At 70.1% G+C, this 17,291-nt stretch carries 14 protein-coding genes; 1 reads left to right on the plus strand and 13 read right to left on the minus strand.

Going from position 1 to position 17,291, the window contains the following annotated elements; genetic code table 11:
- The 13 genes from E5082_RS09620 to E5082_RS32645 form a co-directional block, all read right to left on the minus strand.
- Positions 1-2,088, minus strand: coding sequence for a putative baseplate assembly protein (locus tag E5082_RS09620; protein WP_135790860.1), 2,088 nt, complete (start codon positions 2,086-2,088; stop codon positions 1-3).
- A gap of 7 nt (positions 2,089-2,095) precedes the next feature.
- Entirely contained in the window at positions 2,096-2,482 is a 387-nt protein-coding gene (locus E5082_RS09625; RefSeq protein ID WP_135790861.1) for a GPW/gp25 family protein, read from the minus strand.
- Positions 2,483-2,495: 13 nt separating this feature from the next.
- Complete coding sequence (locus E5082_RS09630; protein ID WP_135790862.1) at positions 2,496-2,876, minus strand: hypothetical protein; 381 nt, start codon at positions 2,874-2,876, stop codon at positions 2,496-2,498.
- Positions 2,877-2,896: 20 nt separating this feature from the next.
- Complete coding sequence (locus E5082_RS09635) at positions 2,897-4,549, minus strand: phage baseplate assembly protein V (protein ID WP_135790863.1); 1,653 nt, start codon at positions 4,547-4,549, stop codon at positions 2,897-2,899.
- A gap of 2 nt (positions 4,550-4,551) precedes the next feature.
- A complete protein-coding gene (locus E5082_RS09640) occupies positions 4,552-5,328 on the minus strand; it encodes a CIS tube protein (protein WP_135790864.1) in 777 nt (258 codons plus the stop codon).
- A gap of 1 nt (position 5,329) precedes the next feature.
- Positions 5,330-6,343, minus strand: a complete 1,014-nt coding sequence (locus E5082_RS09645; protein ID WP_229918784.1) for an eCIS core domain-containing protein — start codon at positions 6,341-6,343, stop codon at positions 5,330-5,332.
- A complete protein-coding gene (locus E5082_RS32315) occupies positions 6,340-6,498 on the minus strand; it encodes a hypothetical protein (protein ID WP_167514019.1) in 159 nt (52 codons plus the stop codon). The genes E5082_RS09645 and E5082_RS32315 overlap by 4 nt, the downstream gene beginning before the upstream one ends.
- A complete protein-coding gene (locus tag E5082_RS09650; protein ID WP_135790865.1) occupies positions 6,495-6,857 on the minus strand; it encodes a phage tail assembly protein in 363 nt (120 codons plus the stop codon). The genes E5082_RS32315 and E5082_RS09650 overlap by 4 nt, the downstream gene beginning before the upstream one ends.
- 5 nt (positions 6,858-6,862) lie before the next feature.
- Positions 6,863-7,303, minus strand: coding sequence for a phage tail protein (locus E5082_RS09655; protein ID WP_135790866.1), 441 nt, complete (start codon positions 7,301-7,303; stop codon positions 6,863-6,865).
- Positions 7,304-7,319: 16 nt separating this feature from the next.
- Positions 7,320-8,480 carry a phage tail sheath family protein gene (locus E5082_RS09660; protein WP_135790867.1) on the minus strand — a complete coding sequence of 387 codons (1,161 nt, stop codon included), beginning with the start codon at positions 8,478-8,480 and terminating at the stop codon, positions 7,320-7,322.
- Between the two features lie 29 nt (positions 8,481-8,509).
- On the minus strand, positions 8,510-9,346 hold the full coding sequence (locus tag E5082_RS09665; protein WP_135790868.1) for a Pvc16 family protein: 837 nt from the start codon (positions 9,344-9,346) through the stop codon (positions 8,510-8,512).
- Between the two features lie 3 nt (positions 9,347-9,349).
- A complete protein-coding gene (locus E5082_RS09670; RefSeq protein WP_135790869.1) occupies positions 9,350-11,485 on the minus strand; it encodes an AAA family ATPase in 2,136 nt (711 codons plus the stop codon).
- Positions 11,486-11,546: 61 nt separating this feature from the next.
- Positions 11,547-14,624, minus strand: a complete 3,078-nt coding sequence (locus E5082_RS32645; RefSeq protein WP_308437505.1) for an eCIS core domain-containing protein — start codon at positions 14,622-14,624, stop codon at positions 11,547-11,549.
- A gap of 220 nt (positions 14,625-14,844) precedes the next feature.
- On the opposite strand from E5082_RS32645, the gene E5082_RS09680 reads away from it, so the two are divergent.
- A complete protein-coding gene (locus tag E5082_RS09680; RefSeq protein WP_244321583.1) occupies positions 14,845-17,211 on the plus strand; it encodes an endonuclease in 2,367 nt (788 codons plus the stop codon).
- Positions 17,212-17,291 lie beyond the last annotated feature (80 nt).

Here is a 17,291-nt window from a genome sequence, read left to right on the forward strand (position 1 = left end):
TCACTCGCCGTCGACACGGCGATCAACGGTCGCCGGGCCCGCGCAGACGAGTTCGTAGTCGGCCACCTGTACCGCGGCGCCGGCCTCCGCGTCCCTGAAGGCCTCCGGCCGAGGGCCCGGATACGCGGGTTCGCCGGGTGCGACGGTGATCCGCTGGATGAAGCCCACCTGGTCGTCGGGCATGACCGCACGGAAGAGGTCCGAGCTGAAGACGTGCTGGCCGACCTCCCAACCCGTGCCGGTGGGGCCGCCCCGGGTGGGGTGCAGGAAGGCGGCGATCCGCTCCCTCACCTCGGCTTCCACGGCCGCGGGTTCCACACCGGCACGTACCGCCTCCCGCCACACCACCACGGACACGTCGGCGACCACCGGCAGATAGCGCGGCCCGTGCACGAACAGCCGGACGGTCAGGTCCCGGCGTTCGTCCAGGTAGGCCACTACGGCGTCGACGAGTTCGGGCGGCGGCTCGGGCCGGTCGACCCGCTCGCCCTGGTCGGGCACGACGATGACGTTCACGGTGCCGGGGGCACGGTCGATGCCGCCGAAGGTCCATGGCGGACCGCTCGGCGGATGGGGCCCCAGGCAGCGGCTGATCCACACGTCGCTGGTCGCTTCACGCGCCAGGAAGGCGAAGTCGTCCGCCGTGACCGCCCGGTCACGGACCTTCAGCTCCTCCGGGGCCCGCCGCAGGGTCTCCTCGATCGGCTCCTCGTCGGAGCCGTCCGTACCGGCGGCCAGGTTGGTCACGCCGCTGAGCCCGGCCGGCATGGCACCGTCGGGCCCGGTACCGAGAACCACGACCTGCTCCGGGGAGACGTTGCCCGCCGTCCCCGAGGCGACGTACCGGTACCGCTCGGCCCTGATCAGACTGCCGGCCGGCGGGATGGATCCGCGGCCCTGCCGCCGTCGGTCGTCATGGCTGCCGAAGCTGATCTCGCCGGTCACCGGGTCGAGCCGGTAGACCTTGTCTCCCCCCGGCAGCAGTTCGGGGACCATCCGCCAGGGCTCCCACACGGGTGGTGTGCCCTGGCCGACCTGGACGACGAGGTCCGCGTACGGGGCCTTGGGGTCCGGCCGCTTGTAGAGGGGCCGGTTGCGCAGGGCGAACACCTGGAAGGGCTCGCCGGTGCTCGTGCCGAGCAGCTCGGGGGAACGGATCGTCAGTGCGGTGTGCGCGGGGGCGGCGTTGAACAGGACGCGGTCCAGGCCGATCTCCAGGTCCGGCTCGCCAAGGTTCCTGATACTCATGCCGATCCAGAACCGCTCCTCGTCGAAGAGGCTGTCGCCTCGCGGAAGCACATCGGGCCAATCCGCGACCGGGTTCTGCTTGGCCCAGGTCGCCGGTGCGGTCAGGCGTACGTGGCCTTCGTGGAGGCTCTTCAGGCCGCCGGGCGGGGCGAGTGAGGGCCAGCTCTCCGGCTCTTCCTCGCTCACGGAATGGGTCCATGTCACCTCGCCCGGCGGGGATTCCGGGACGGGACGGTACAGACGCGGGCGGAGCAGGAGTTCGGTGCCGGGTGGTACCGGCTCGTCGAAGCCGAGGCACAGGTGCGTGACGCCTTGGCCGGGCACGTTCACCAGCAGTCTGCCGGTCGGGGTGCCCACGAGTGCGGCGGAGACGTCGTCGTAGAAGACATCGCCGCTGTCCGGGTCGAGCGTGACCGACAAGGCGGTGGTCAGGCGCGTCGGCAGGACGGTGACGCCTTCGTCCGTCTCGAAGACTATGGGTGCCTCGCCCTCCGCGGCCACCGTCTGGGCCTGGGTGCCTGCGGACACCTGCGCCGACGGTGCCTTGGTGCTGAACGTCAGGGCGGCAGCGGCGGGCGTGGCCGGGTTGCGGGTGATGCCCATCAGATGGAGGAAGGCGATGTAGTTCTTCTCCGGCACCTGGTTGAGCCGGAAGATCACGCCCTCCGCCAGCCAGGCGAACAGCTCGATGAGCGTCATACCGATGTCGCTCGGACTCTCGTCCGTCCAGCGGTCGGTGTACTTCTTCCTGAGTTCGCGCATCTGCGCCGCCAGGTCCTGCCAGGTCCGGTCGTCCAGGTCCGGCGGCAGGATGCGGCCGCGCTGGGATCGCGGAGTCATCACGGCATCACGTCCGCTCCAGGTGGAAGGTGTGGACGAGGGTGTCAGTCGTCTGCGTGGCGCGGAGGCGGTAGGTGATGTCGATGTGCAGGGCAGCCTTCAGGCTGTCGTTCGTCACGCTGACCTCGACGAGTTCGATGCGCGGCTCCCAGCGGGTCAGGCCCTCTTCGACGTAGTAGCGGGCGAGACTGGCCGTGGACGCGTTGTTGGGCGCGAACATCAGACGCGCCAGGTTGCATCCGAAATCGGGGCGCATGACACGTTCGCCGTACTGGGTGCCGAGGATGATGGTGATCGACTCCCGGATCTTCCGCAGCCCGGCCGACTCGACCAGGCCGGCCGGGCCCAACCGGACCGGGAAGGCAAGTCCCCTGCCGTGGATGTCCGATTCCATGACGACCTCCGGATCAGGCGGAGCGCAGCTTGGTCTGGCCGGCCTTGGCGCCCAGCCCGGTCGGAGCCGGGGGCAAGGTGCCGTCGGTCGTGCCGGTGAGGGTGTCGAGCATGACCCCCGAGCCACGGGCCTTCAGCTTCGTCGACTCGCCCGTCGTGACGGCCTGGACCTTGGTGCACTTCTTGGCGGGCGAGGGCGCCAGGCAGTTGACGCTCGTCGCGCTCGTGATGTCCGTTTTCCTCAGCACGGGGTGTCCGTCGACCTTGAGCACGGCCGTACTGGTGGTCGTCACCAGCCCGGGCGCGACGGGAGGCGGAGGCATGCCCTGCGGCAGCCCGTTCCCACACGTCACGGTGCTCGCCGTGGTGAGGACATGGTGCGTTGTGGTAGCCATCCGAAATCCTCCGTCACTCCTCAGGTGACATCGACTTCCTTCTCGGTCATGGTGATCTTCGTACCTCCGGCTGTCGCGGTCGCGGCGGACAGAGTGATCTCGCCGCCCGCCGCGATGGTCAGATCGCCGGCGGCGCTGATGGTGAGCGAACCGTCGGCGTTGAGAGTGATCGAGCTGCCCCGGCCGCCGTCCTCGATGACCAGCGCTCCCCCGGACTTGGCGTCGTCGAAGGTGATGCTGTGGCCGGCCCGGCTCTTGATGACCCGCTTGCTGTTCGCTCCGTCCGTGTTCGTCGCCGGCGGCGGCTGACCGGCGTTCCACAGGCTGCCGATCACATACGGCTTGCTCAGGTCTCCGTGTTCGAAGGCGACCAGCACTTGTTCACCGCGGTCCGGCAGCGAGTAGAAGCCCATGTCCTTTCCGGCCATCGGGCGGGCGCAGGGCGCCCAGCCGCTGGTGAACCGGTCGGACAGACCGGGGAACGACACCTTCACCCGGCCCAGTGGCGCCTTGGGGGGTGTGGCCGTCACCTCGTGGTTCTCCTGCACCACTGCGAGGACAACCCCGTAGAAGCGCTCCGGCAGGTTCGGCGCGGGCTCCTCCACGATCTGCTTCCGCAACATGCCGAGCAGGTGGGACTGTCCGCGCTGGCTGATCGTGAACTCGGTCGTGAACCCGCTGTCGTCGATCCGATGGGTCACCTTGCGCAGCCGGTAGGTACCGCTGAACCGTTTCCCCACGCCGCGTATCTCCAGGTACCTGCCGGCCGCGAGGACGGGCACTCCGACGCACGATCCGCTGCCCTCGTACATCCCCGCCAGCAGCTCCGCGAGCAGCGACTCGGCCAGGACCTTCGCGTCCAGCGGGTTCTCCAGCGCGTGTTTGCGGATGCCCTTGCGCACGAGCGACGTGAGCAGCTCCGCCGCCGAACTGCCGAGCCGCTCGACCAGGTCGCCCGGGTCGAGATCCGCGGCCAGTGCCATGGCGTGAACGGTCTGCGCGAGCTCCTGGTTGTATCCGCGTACGGCTTGGAGGCCGGCGACCCCGGACGCGGAGATGCGCGGTGCGAAGCTGGACAGGTTCCGTCCCCATTCCAGAACGTGGACGGCAGTCTGCGGACGCGGGAACTGAAAGTGCAGCCGGTCCCACTCGACGTACACGTCGAAGAAATAGCGCTGGGCGAGCGACTTGAGGAATGCCATGTCGCCCTCGACCTGGGGGACCTTCTCCCGGACGCCGGGCGTGGGATCGACGACCGGGACCAGTCCGTTCTCCACGGCGATCCGGGCGGCGATCAGGCTGTCGTTGAGGAACTTGTACTCGGTGGGCTCCGGCTGGGAGTGCCGCATGCGGTACGACTTGTCGTAGCCCGAGACCTGCACCGTCGGCGTACCGCTCTGCGGGAACGACGGCTCCACGGCGGCGATCTCGCCGAGGAACGCGGGCTCCAGCGCATTGCCGTACCCGAGGTGGATCTCCACCGTCTTGCCGAGGTCCAGCAGCGGGGAGTCGAGCAGCCGGTTGTCGGGGTTGCGCAGCACGAAGCTGAACGAACCGGCCAGGTCCAGGCTGGTCTCCACGGTCAGACTCAGGATCCGGTCGGCCACGTCCGACGCCATGGTGAGTCCGGCGACGCGCACCTCGAAGCGGGGGGCGTAGGACGGTTCGGACATGGTCATGCCCCTGACTGCGGCCGCAACGGGCCGCCCGGTCGACGTGGTGGAATCACCAGGCGAACGCCCGGTTCGAGCGCGAAGGGGTCGGAGATCGCGTTGGCCAGGGCGATGTCCCGCCAGAGGGCGGGATCGCCGAGGTAGGCCCCCGCCAGGCCGCTGAGGGTGTCGCCCCGCACCACCAGGTGCTCCGACGAGGGCTGCCCGGACGTCGCCCCGGTCGCCTCCAGCGCCACCCCCACGGCCCGGTTGACCAGGCCGGAGGCCGTCGGTGAGCCGAAGAACACACCTCGGCGCACCTCGACGCCCACCGGCACGAACTCCTGGAGACGCACCGAGAGGCTGGACCGCACTGGGGTGCCGTCCCTCAGGAACATCGTGAACCGCTGGCCGGCGTCCACCAGGACACAGCGGAACTGGAGGCTGCCCAGAGAGAACAGCAGGACCGGCGGAGCCTGCGTCTGGGGCTGTTTGTCGAGCAGCCGGACGATCGGGCCGGTGTAACCGCGGACGTCCGTCCCGGACTCGTAGGTATCGAAGAACAGCTCCATGGCGAGCGTCCGGGCCCGTCCGCGGACGTACTGCACGGGTGGAGCGTCCAGGCCCGGAATGCCGACCTCGGCGAAGTTGTTGCCCTGCTCCAGCTTGAGCTCCTCGGGGTTGTACATCACGGAGAAGCTCTCGCCCGAGTCGGTGTTGATGATCTCTGCCTTGGCCAGCGCCGCACTGACCGAAGTGCCCGCGGGCGTTGGGGCGGGTCGGAACGGGGTGGACGTCACATCAGCCTCCGCGTTCGAATTCGCTGCGCAACTGGCGCATCACGTCGCTGACCAGGTCCCGGCGCAGCGCCCGTACGTCGAGCGCCGCCGGCGCGGCGCCGGGCTCCGTGGCCGTGCCGCGGTCGGCCGGAGCCGCCAGCGGCCGGGCGACGGCCGCATCCGGCGGTGGCTGAGCAGAGCCGGGCGGCTGCGCCACGGTCCCGGCGGCCGGTACCGCGGCGGCGGGTCGGCCCTCGGTCTCCGCGGAGACCAGCCCGGGGGAAGGCTCCCGGCCCCATCGGCCGGTGGCCGTGGGAAGGAACTCGCCGGAGGCCACCGATCGTTCCAGGGCCCGGGCCGTGGCCTCCTCGTCACTCACGCCCGCGCCGGTCGCCCGGTGCCAGGCGGCGCCCGGCCGCAGCAGGGCCAGAACATGAACGGCCTCGTGGGCCAACAGTCCGAAACCGCTCTCCTCCACCGGACGGAGCCGGCCGCGGCGGAAGTACACGTCCCGGCCGACCGTCACGGCGTCGGCCCGGTGGGCCCGGGCGAACGCGTCGGCGAGACCGTCGTCGTGGACCCGCATCGCGTCAGCCCCTTGGCCGGCCACCTCCCGCAGCCGGGACCGGACCGTGGCGGGCAGGGGCGCCGACGGCGAGTCCACCGGTGCACCCGCACCGTCGGTGCCGTCCGGGGGAATCGGCCGGCGGTCGACGCCGCTCTCGGACGTGCTGGACGGCGATGCGGGCCCCTCCCAGACAGGACCCCGCAGTCCCGACGGCAGCTGAGGACACGGCACCGGCAGGGCCGCCCAGTCGTTCGCGGGCACCGGCGGCGGATGCTCCGGCGTGGCCTCGATCCGGTCGAACCGGTCGCCGTACCGGCCCATGCCGGCCGCCCGGTCGAGCAGGGCGCGCAACGGACCGGCCCATGGCAAGGGCATGAGCAGCCGTGTGCGCAGGTGGCGCCCCTGGAGGTCGAGCCGCTCGCCCAAGGTCGGCCGGTGCGGGGCGACACTGCCGTTGTCCGGCGTCATGGTCGGCCATCTCCTTCCATCCCGGCGGCGACTTCACGCACCCAGTGCAGCCGCTCCTCGTGGTCGAGATCCAGCAACTCGGTCAGGGCCCAGTGGACCTGGCGTCCCAGGAAGGCCACCTCCTGACGGACCCGTGCCAGGGGGTAGCCCATCACCCCCCCGGCGGTACTGCCTCCGTGACGTGGTCGCGGCCGCAGTGCGGGCAGCGGACCGTCATCGTGGTCGGGGCCAGTCCGTTGACGCGGTTGTAGAGGTTCTGAAGGTGCGCCAGGTCCTCGGAGAACAGGCCTTCGATCACCCCTGCGGTGACCTCCGGGACACCGCCCAGCCTGGTCACCACCCGGGACAGGAGCACGACGATCAGGTAGGCGGGCCAGTCCTGTACGCGTGGGTCCTTCAGGGGGTAGATCTCGTCCGCGGCAGTCGCCAGGCGCATCACACCATCACGGTGCAGGTTCCCCGCGTCGTCCACGTACCCCTTGGGCAGCTGGAACTCGACCTCCGTGACCAGCATCGGCCTCACACCCGGGTCAGGCCCTCGTGAGCCAGCACGAGGGTGTCGATGGCCACGTCGTTTCCCTTGGCGCTGAGTGCCGCGCCCTCCCACTTGGACGGCCAGGCGCTGACGAAGTTCCAGCGGGCGACCTCGGTGTGGTTGCTCAGGTCGAACACCACGATGGAGCCGTTCTTGCGGACCACGTTTCCGTCGACCACCCGCTGCCGCCAGGCCCACAGCTCTTTCGACGGGGTGACGCCGTACTTGAGCGTGATGTCGCTGTAACTGGTCTTCCCGGGCAGCTTGCGCACGGTGGTGTTGTCGCCTCCCTCCCGGGTCTCGACGACCTCGGTGGTCGTGCCCAGCCCACTGCACTCGGTGAAGCTGGCCTGGGCGATGCCGTCCAGCTCCACGAGGAAGTTGAAATTGCGGAAGGGGTCGACTCGCTGACCTGTCTGGGGCATTGCTCCGTCCTTCCCTCTAGCCCTCGTTGACGCGGACGCCGCCGGACCACAGGCCGAGCTGGATGACGACGTGCTCCGCAGGCGTGGTGGGCGCCACTCCGATCTCGATGAACACCTGGCCCAGTTTCCGGACCGAGGCGGGGTTGAGCTCCTCGTCGATCTTGACGTAGAAGGCTTCCGCGGAGGTCTCGCCGAACAGCGCGCCGGACTGCCACACCCGGGTCAGGAACTCCGTCACCGTGCGTTCCAGCTTCTTCCACAGCGTCTTGTTGTTCGGCTCGAACGTCGCCCAGCGCAGACCCTGCAGGAGGGAGTCGGAGATGTACGCCATGAGCCGGCGCACGTTGACGAACCGCCATGCGGTGTTCGTCGAGAGCGCGCGGGCGCCCCACACCACCGGCGGGCCGCCCGGAAAGATCCGCAGGGCATTGATGCCCAGATTGTTCAGCTGCGCCTGCTCCCCGTCGCTGAGGAGGACCTCGAGATCGACGGCTCCCCGGACGGGCTCGTTGGCGGGCGCTTTGTGCACGCCGCGTTCGTTGTCGCTGCGCGCCATGACACCGGCGATGTGACCCGACGGCGGCACGGTCAGCCGCGCGGGCTCGTCCGCCGGTGCGCCGGGGTCGCTGATGCGGATCCAGGGCCAGTACAGGGCACCGAACCCGCGGTCCGTCACCAGGCCTTCGCGCTGGGTCTTGAGCGGTTCGGTGTTCCCGGGCGTCCCGGCTTCGCGAGCCCCGTCCAGGACGGCGAACCGGTCGCCCATCTCCTGACAGTGGTCGATCACCGTTTTCTGCACCGCGAAGTCGGTCATGCCGGGCAGGCACACGATGCTGACGTCCAGGGTGCGGGTGAGCGAGGTCAGGGCATCGTCGAGGCCCGTCGCGTCCCGGACCGGAACGATGTAGGCCATCGTGCCTCCGTTCTGGAAGAACCCCCGGACGGCGTGCGGCAGGGCCAGGGGCTGCTCCGCTCCGAATTCGCTGAATCCGTCGAACCGGTCCACGTAGGCGGTCCAATTGGTCACGGCCACCGGTTTGCCGAGGTCCGCCTCCGGGATGTCCTTCTTGGCCGTGCCGATCAGCGCCGCCGTACTGGTGCCCGCCCCCGCGATCGGCCCGACGGCCTTGATCTCCTCCAGGTGGACACCTGGCGCTTTCGTCTCGAAGTCGGTCATCGAAGCCTCCTGGCCTCGTCTGCGATGTCTCAGGGCTGCGGAAGGAGCACGTTGTGCACCTGACGGTCCGCCCGGTACACGACCTCGGAGCGGACTTCCGGCCGGTCGCTCAGCTGGACCAGCAGTGTGTGTGGCCCGAAGTCCAGGCCGGTGAAGGAGAATTCGCCCGAGCGCCCGGTCGTGACGGCCCGGTCGGTCCCGGCCACGGTCACGTGCGCGCCGTCGACGGGCAGCACGACACCGTCCCGCGCCAGCAACACCCGGCCCTGGAGCCCGGGACGGCTGAGGGATGTCGGTTCCACCTGGAGGTCCTTGATCCCAGGGAGCAGCTCCGGCTCCTCGAGCGGCCCCAGGGCGATGGTCACGGTGAAGGACAGCGAAGGCCGCGGAGGCACTCCCAGCGCCGTCCAGAACTGCCCTGTCCCGGCGCCGTCCTTCGGCTGGCCCACGAAGGAGGGCAGCGCGTAGAGCCGGGGCGGCAGCGCCAGACTGCCCTGCAGGAACCGCTCGTCGATCACGGGGAACTCGCTGAACCAGAACAGCAGCTGCCCCAGCAGCCGGTGTTCGTCCTCGGTCTTCACCGCCCCGGTCTTGTGGGACCAGGCGGTCACGAGATAGGTGCACTCCACGCGCATGGGCGGACGCAGGCTGCGGAATCCGTCGCCCTCCACCTCCTCCAGGAAGGGGGCCTGCTCCCGCAGCGTCCGGTTCTCCTGGACATCATGGAGGAAGAGGTCGACGGTGTCCTGAGTGGGCTTGAAGTCCTTGTCAGGCGTGACGAAACTGACGTCCGCCTCCCGGAGGGGAGCCGGTGCCTGCCCGTCGGTCAGCAGCGTCCTGAGCGTCGCATCGAGGTCGTGGAACACGGCTCAGCTCCGATCCCGGACATGCTGGTGCCCCGGGCCGGCCCCTTCGGGCATGACCCGGTCCGTCTTCTGGAACTCCCGCCGGATCGCCTGGACCAGGTGCGGCATGCCGATCACGGAATCCTCGGCGGCCGCCAGGAAGGCTGCGTGCAGGACGACATTCCTGATGCTCCCGCCGGGCAACGGATAGTCACGCGCCAGCCGGCCGACATCCACATCGGCGGCGCACGGTGCCGCCTCGGGGAAACAGACCCGCCAGATCCGCTCCCGGTCCGCCGCGCCGGGGAACGGGAACTCGACGATGAACTGGAGCCGTCGGGTGAACGCCTCATCGATGTTCCGCCGCAGGTTGGTGGTCAGGATCGCCAGGCCCTCGTACCGCTCCATCCGCTGGAGCAGGTAGGAGATCTCGAGGTTGGCGTAGCGGTCGTGCGCGTCCCGCACCTCGGAGCGCTTCCCGAACAGCGCGTCGGCCTCGTCGAAGAGCAGGACGGCGTCACTGTCGGCGGCTGCGGTGAAGATGCGTTCCAGGTTCTTCTCGGTCTCCCCGACGTACTTGCTCACGACGGTGGAGAGGTCGATCCGGAACAGGTCGAGTTCGAGCTCATGGGCGATCACTTCCGCCGCCATCGTCTTGCCGGTGCCGGAAGGTCCGCTGAACAGAGCGCCGATGCCCGTGCTGCGGGGCAGCCCGTCCGCGAAGCCCCACTCGTCCATGACCCGGTGCCGGTGCGCGACCCGGTCCCGTAGCTCGTCGAGCTGGGCGGCGGTGTCCGGGGGCAGCATGATGTCGTCCCGGCCGTACACGGGCTCGATGTGGTGTGCCAGCTCGTCCAGCGCGTGGCCGTTCTGCCCGCGGGCCGAGGCGAACAGCTCGGCCCGGGTCGGCCGGGACGGCGGTCCGGGCAGGCCCTCGGCCGCGGCGCGCCTGCGAGCCGCGGCGACCGCGGTCAGCGCCGCGTCGGCGATCCGGTCCGGGCCGAGCCGGAACCTGGCGGCCAGATCGTGCAGATCGGCCGGATCCGTGGTGACACCCTGGGCGGCGAGCGCCTGCTCCCACAGCGCCCGCCGGTCGGTGAATCCGCAACGGACGACCGGAATCGGCAGGACTCCCAGTGCGTGCCGGCCCTCCGGCGCCCAGTCCCGCGCCCCGGTGATCACGACATCGCCCTCGTGCCCGGCCAGCAGGTCTTCCAGCGTCCGTCCTCGAACGAAGTACTCGCCGGTGAGACGGTCGAGACCTTCGAGGTCGGCGATGGTCAGCACCGCGCCCAGCAGTGACGCCTCACGGAAGGCTAGGGCCAGCAACGTCGCCGCCCGCTCGGAGTCGTCGGGCAGCCGGGCGGTCTCGACGGTCAGCAGGGGGGCGCCGTGCGCGGCGGCGAGGTCACGGGCCGGCCGGTTCCGTTCGGCGCCCGCCGGTCCCTGCGCGTACAGCCGCACAGGGCCGTGTCCGGCGTCATCGGGCCGGACCACCCGTGCCGCCCCGGCTGGAGGGGCCGGCACCTCCAGTCGGCAGCAGGGAGCGAGCCTCCTGTCCAGTCCTTGCTGGTCCAGCAGGACGTCGACGATCTGTTCGTCGAGCACCATGGCGTGCGCGAGGAGCGGCGGCTCGACGGCCCGGTGATCGGGTACAAGCGTCAGGATGCGGTGCTCGGTCAGGGGCGCACCGGAGCCGAAGGCGCCCCGGCCTGCCAGCCGCTCGTCGACGGTGGAGGTCAGCAGGTCCAGGGCCAGGCCTACCAGCGGGCGCCTGCGGTTCAGGTCGTCCTGGAGGAATCCGTAGAGCCGTTCGTAGCGGAGATCCGCCTCCGGTGCCAACGCCATCAGGACCAGGTCGAGTTCGAGGTCCGACAGACCGTGCCGGGTACGCAGCCAGGACCAGCCGGCGTGGTCGGAGGTGATGCGGTCCCAGGAGGGCTGCGGCGGGCATGGCCGGGCCAGGGCGAGCCGCGGGCTTCCGAGTGGTGTCCGCAGCAGACGCCGGGCGTGGACTGCGCTCATGTGCAGGCCCGGAAAGGTGTCGGTCGCCTCGTCCTCGGCCTGCTCGGCCTCCACGGCGGCCACGGCATGCGCCAGTACCTCGTCCAGGCGGGAGAAGGCGACGAGGCGACGGGAGTCCATCAGAACCGCGGTCACGTGGGCCTCCTCTGGTGTCTCGGCGGAGCAGGACGTGAGATCGGCCAGGCGGGGCGGGCGGTCACCGGGTGTACGGCGGGTCGAGGAAGCCGACCTTGAAGGCGAACCCCTTGCCGCGCGCCAGCTGGAACTGCGCCACCTCCGACCTGATCGCGCGACGCAGGTGGTCCGGCACGTGAGCGCCGTCGTAGATCAACCAGATCGAGTCGATCTGGACCTTGTCCCCGGTGCGGCGGATGTACTGGGCGCCGGTGTACTTGTCGAGGGCCTCCTGGAGATCGGCTCGGACCTGGGCCTTGGCAGCCGGGGGCTTCATCTTGGCCATCTCCTGGCGGGACTTGCTGGACACGACCTTCCAGCCCTTGCCGTCGGGGAACAGCACGTCGGGCCGGGTCAGCGGGCCTCCCTGGGGGGTCGGGGAGATGTGGTGCTGCGACTTCACCGACGTGATGCGGCTGGGGTCCACCTCCTCCAGGAACACATCCGTGACCTTCTCCTCGAATGCGGTTCCACCGGCCCTGTTGCGCATCGGATGGCCTGGAGGATAGGCCTTTCGGAAATTGTCGAAGGTCCGGGGCGGGGCGGGCAGCTTCTGCCCCGTGAGTGCCGCTTGGCCTATGTCGTTGGCGCGTTGCCGGGCGTAGAGGACGTAGTCGTCCCAGTCCCGCTGCATCGCCTCGGACATGCGCGGGGGCTTCCTCCTGGCCAGCTCGTGGTCGAGGAAGTACGCGGCGTCGTGGGCGTTCCTGAGGGGCGCCTCCCGCTCGGCCTTGCCGATCGCCGGCTTGCTGATCGGCCCGGCCGCGTCATCGACAGGGGGTCCGCCCTTTCGCGGCGGCTGCTTCGTGCCGCCCCCGGGTTTCTTCGGGGCCGTGGTGGTCCTGGGCGCGGCGGACCGCTGCGGTGTGACCGTACGCGGCCCGGGTGTCTTGACACCGCCGCGGGAGGGCCCGCCCGCCCGCGGAGGGCCGGCGACGGGGCCGGTGGTCCCCGTTCCCTTGAGCGGGACGTCGAGCTCGGCCTGCCGGGCCACGGACATGGTCCCGCTCTGGGGCGGCGCTTCGGCGACCGCGGCCTCACCGTGGGCCGTGACCGGCTCGGCCGCGGGGACGGTCTCGCTCAGCGGCGGGTGCTCGGGCGCGTGCGCAGCGGACGCCGGATGCTGCTGGGCGGGCTTCTTGACGGGCGGGTGCTGTGCGCCGGCTCCGCCGCCCGCGCGCTTCGCGCGGGCCTTGTCGAGGTCCACGACGTTGTCAGCCCGGTCGGCCGTGGACCCCGGGGACTTCGGCGCCTTGGGAGCCGCGGCCTCGACCGTCTTCGTGGTGGCCGCGGGTACCGTCTTCTGCACCGCTGTACCCGCGCCGCCGTGGGCGACAGCGCTCTCCAGCCGTGCCGCCACCGCCTTCAGGTCCTGAAGGAAGCGCTGCAGGCGCCCCAGCACCTCGACGAAGCGCTTCAGCAGCAAGGTCCCGACCGCCTTGATCTTCTCCAGCACCTTCGCGATCACCAGGCCGATGGCGCGCTCGACGGCCGTGATGGCCCTGCCGATCTCGGCGAGGGCCTCCGCGGCGCGGGCCAGCATGGGTGCCACGCGCCCCAGCCCTTCCGCGATCTCGGTGATGGCGGCTCCGACCCCCTCCGTGAACACCGCCACCAGCACGTTGCTCAGGACGGCTCCGATGGCCTCCCCCACGTCGTAGCCGATGCGTGCCGGGCGGGTGTGGAACGTGGCGCGCTGCAGTCGTGACATCTTGCCGGTCACGGCGCTGGCGACGCCTGCCTTCTCAGCCTCGGTGTCCGTGGTCACGATGTGCTTGACGGTCTCCGGCGGTACTTCCGGTTCCGGCGCCGTGAGGGCCCGAATCGTCTTCTGCGCGCCCCGGCGGCCCGCCGCCCCGGCCTGCTGCACGGCAGACTTCTCGAGGTGCTCGTAGAGCTTCAGGATGCCGAAGAGCTGCGCGGGGTCCTTGGTCAGGGTCTGCTTCAGCGTGTCGAAGGCGGAGTCGCGCAGGTCGCAGAAGTCCTTGTAGAGGAGTTCCGCGTCTTGCCCTAGCTGGGACTCGCCCTTCAGCGCGCTGACAGCGAGCTTGGTGATGAAGCCCTGAAGGTGCTCCGCCAGGACGGCCAGGCCGAGCATGTCGGTGGCCGGGCTGACGAAGCCTGCGACCGCACCGGCCCAGTACGCAGCGGTCATCTGGTCGCGGCTCTCCTTGGTGTTCAGCTCCTTGAGGGCGGCCTTGATCGCATCCTTGGTCTCCGGGTCATGGATCTGCCGCCCCAGCTCGGCCACGAAACCGATCAGGGCGGCCTTGAGCATCTGCTGCTGGGGACCCGTCCCCACCATCCACCCGGCGACCGTGTCGACCGCCAGGTCACCGAAGAAGCCGAGGGAGTCCTTCGCCTCGGGCCCGCTGTCGGCGGCACCGGCCGGGTCCCGGGCGACACCGACCGCCGAGCTCTCCGAGACCGGCGCGGCACGGCCGCCCGCTCTCCAGCAGCGGGCGCTGTCGGCTGCCTCCCGCTCGGTGCGTTCGGAACCGGCGGGCGCCGAACCGCCGCGCGACTGCTGCACCGTATGCGCCAGTTCATGCACGATCAGCCGCTGACCCGCCGCGTCGCTGGGCCGGTACTCGCCGGCCGCGAAGCTGATGTGCTGTCCCACCGTGTACGCCCGCGCGCCCAGTACGCGCGCCGATTCCGCCGCGCTCCCGGAGGTGTGCAGCCGCACCGTCGACAGATCCGCCCCGAGGTGCGACTCCATGTCGGCTCTGAGCGAGGGGGCGAGCGGGCTGCCCGGGCCTGGCGGCGCGTTCCGTACGGGCCGGGCGGGATCACGGGGTCCGGAACAGCGTCCCCTCTCGCGGCGCAGGAACGCACCCATCGCGTGATTCCCGGCGCCGGACACCGAGAGCAGCAAGAGCCCGTGCCCGGCTGCCGGAAGCCCCGGCGGAACGGGGTGTCCCTCGTCCGGGGCGGGCCCGCCGGGTCGCCCTGGGCGCACCTGCGCCGTCGTCGGTTGCGGTGTATCGCGTCGGTCGGCGCTTCGAGCGGCCCTCGACAACGACTCCGTCACATGCTCGGTCATACGGGTCACCCGTCTGCTTCCGGGCCCGTGGGAGGCAATGGACCTTTTCAGCATAGGTCGCCCCGATGATGGCCGCAAAAGGGGCTTATCCCTTGACACTTGTACGAATCAGCCCTTGCGTCCCGGGCGGTCAGCATGGTGAAAGCGTCAACCCCTCGGGGGCTGCGACACATCGGGCCACGGACGGTTACTGACGGCCGGTGAGGCCCCGAGGCGTCCTGTCGGCTCCGGCGCCAGTCGGCGTGTCGGGCCGGGGAGTTGACGGGACCAGGACGTGCTTCTCCTTTGCAGATGGATAAAGCATCTGAAAACATCACCAGTAGAAAGCACTTTTGCGAACAGCGGCGCGCCTCTACGTCATCCGCGCGCCGGAACCGTGTCTCCGACACGACCTCCACAACCACCACAGGCCAGGAGGCGGATCATGGCCACGGCGGAACGAACTTACGAGCGAGAGTCGGACTATCTGTCACAACTGACGATGGCCGCGGCACGCTATGCGAACCGAACCGAACAGCGGGAAAAGAACCAATCCGTTCTCGAGACGCGTGGCCCGTTGTACGCGGACACCCCCGAGCGGGTCGAGAAGCGCCTGGCACGTCTCGGCGCCGACTGGGCCATGGCCCGGGCGATCGAGCGGACGCCGACGGAACCCGCCAGCAGCGCGGGAAGTACCCTGCAGCTGCCCCCGGAGTCCTTCAACGGTGAAGTGCTGGGACTGGAGCGCCTCATCGGGCGCAACAACCTCACCCCCGTCGCGTTCCTGGAGGAAGGTGTCCAGGTCGCCCGCCCGGTCGGCCGGATCACCATAAGCGGACCGGGAGGCGGCCACGGCACCGGCTTCATGGTGTCGCCCTCCCTGCTGCTCACCAACAACCACGTGCTGCGCGACACGGAGGACGCGAGCCGCAGCAAGGTCGCGTTCGCGTTCCAGGACGGCATCGACGGGAGACCGCTCGTGCCGGCGGTTTTTCAGCTGGAACCGCTCCGGTTCTTCGTCACCGACCGGGCACTCGACTACAGCCTCGTCGCGGTGGCCCCCCAGGGCGTTCAGGGCGAGGCGCTCTCATCGTTCGGCCAGTTGGTCCTCAGCGAGGCTGAGGGGCAGGTCGTCGTGGGGGAGTTCGTCAACATCATCCAGCATCCCCGGGGCGAACCCAAGCAGATCTCGCTGCGCGAGAACCAGATCGTCGACGTGCTGGAGCGGTTCCTGCACTACGAGTCCGACACCCGTGAGGGCTCGTCGGGTTCTCCGGTCTTCAACGATCAGTGGGAGGTCGTCGCGCTGCACCACTCGGCCGTCCCGAAGACCGACGCCGAAGGCCGGCCACTCAGCGTCGACGGCACGGTATGGCGTCCGGAGATGGGCGAGCAGCAGCTGGCCTGGCGGGCCAACGAGGGAGTGCGGATCAGCCGTGTGCTGCGGGCTCTGCATGAGGCGCCTCTGTCCGGTGAAGCGGCCCGGCTGCGGGACGAGGTGTTCACCTCCGGACTCGCCCCGGCGGCCCCCGCGGAGAGCGCCCTTCCGACGCCCTCCCCCAACGGGGAGTCCGGGCTGAGGATCGACGGCTCACCAGCGCGGGGACAGGAACAGACGCACGCGACTGACGGCACCGCCGGGCTCACCATCCCTCTGCGGATCACCTTCGGCTTCGACACACCCTCGGCTTCGCAGGCCGCCCTCCTCTCCGCGCCGACCGTGCTCCCGCCGACGCCGAAGGCCGCACCGCAGCCGCCCCCGACCGGACGGCGGGACGTCGTATCGGCGGTCGAGAAGGACGTCGACGCGGCCCTGATCAACAACCGGCTCGCGCAGGAACGTCGCTACTACGACCGCACCGCGGACATCGCCGCCCGCGACGCGTACTACGCGGACGTCGGCACCGGCGACGGTGACGGTGACGGTGACGCGCTGCGCCGCGCGCTGACCACCCTCGTGACAACGACCCACGGGCCCCAGCCCAGGTACCAGCCGATGAGGCTGGTCTACCCATGGGTCGACCTGCACAAGGACGGGCGGCTGCGCAGCATCTACTCCGGCAGGGACTTCTCGGCCGAGGAGCTCATACGGGCCGACGCGGCCATTGCGGAGGCGCGGCTGGCCCGAGTGCAGGAGTTCCTGTTGCAGGAGAGCACGGCGGGGCCGACCGAGTTGGAAGCGGAATTGGATGCCCTGGAGGCGTCCATGCCGTTCAACTGCGAGCACGTGGTGCCGCAGTCGTGGTTCGCCAAGAAGGAGCCGATGCGGGGCGACCTGCATCATCTGTTCGCGTGCGAGGTGGCCTGCAATAGTTACCGCGGCAACTTCCCGTACTTCGATTTCCCCGGCTTCGACGAGGTGGTCCGGGAGGCCTGCGGAATGCGTGAGAGCGTGGGATTCGAACCGCAGGAGGGCAAGGGCGCGGTGGCCCGTGCCACCCTGTATTTCCTCCTCCGCTATCCGGGCCAGGTCGGCGACGCGGCACGGGAGTTTCCCGAGGACCGGCTGCCGGTCCTGCTGCGGTGGCACGAGAGCGAGGCGGTCACCGAGTACGAGCTGCACCGCAATGCGGCCATCGCGGAGATCCAGGGCAACCGGAATCCGCTGATAGACCATCCCGAGTGGGCAGAGGAGATTGACTTCGCCGGCGTCTGGCCCTGAAGCCCTCTTGTGGAAGACGCCTCAGGTCGCGGCGCGGAGCGGTTCGCGCCGCGACCTGACCGGTGCGGCGGGAGGGCCCC

Source organism: Streptomyces griseoluteus, assembly GCF_004784465.1.
GTDB lineage: Bacteria > Actinomycetota > Actinomycetes > Streptomycetales > Streptomycetaceae > Streptomyces > Streptomyces griseoluteus.

Coding starts and splice junctions, on each gene's coding strand:
- E5082_RS09645 (WP_229918784.1), bottom strand. CDS start 6,343: ATGACGCCGGACAACGGCAGTGTCGCCCCGCACCGGCCGACCTTGGGC.
- E5082_RS09650 (WP_135790865.1), bottom strand. CDS start 6,857: ATGCTGGTCACGGAGGTCGAGTTCCAGCTGCCCAAGGGGTACGTGGAC.
- E5082_RS09625 (WP_135790861.1), bottom strand. CDS start 2,482: ATGGAATCGGACATCCACGGCAGGGGACTTGCCTTCCCGGTCCGGTTG.
- E5082_RS09655 (WP_135790866.1), bottom strand. CDS start 7,303: ATGCCCCAGACAGGTCAGCGAGTCGACCCCTTCCGCAATTTCAACTTC.
- E5082_RS09620 (WP_135790860.1), bottom strand. CDS start 2,088: ATGACTCCGCGATCCCAGCGCGGCCGCATCCTGCCGCCGGACCTGGAC.
- E5082_RS09630 (WP_135790862.1), bottom strand. CDS start 2,876: ATGGCTACCACAACGCACCATGTCCTCACCACGGCGAGCACCGTGACG.
- E5082_RS32645 (WP_308437505.1), bottom strand. CDS start 14,624: ATGCTGAAAAGGTCCATTGCCTCCCACGGGCCCGGAAGCAGACGGGTG.
- E5082_RS09660 (WP_135790867.1), bottom strand. CDS start 8,480: ATGACCGACTTCGAGACGAAAGCGCCAGGTGTCCACCTGGAGGAGATC.
- E5082_RS09635 (WP_135790863.1), bottom strand. CDS start 4,549: ATGTCCGAACCGTCCTACGCCCCCCGCTTCGAGGTGCGCGTCGCCGGA.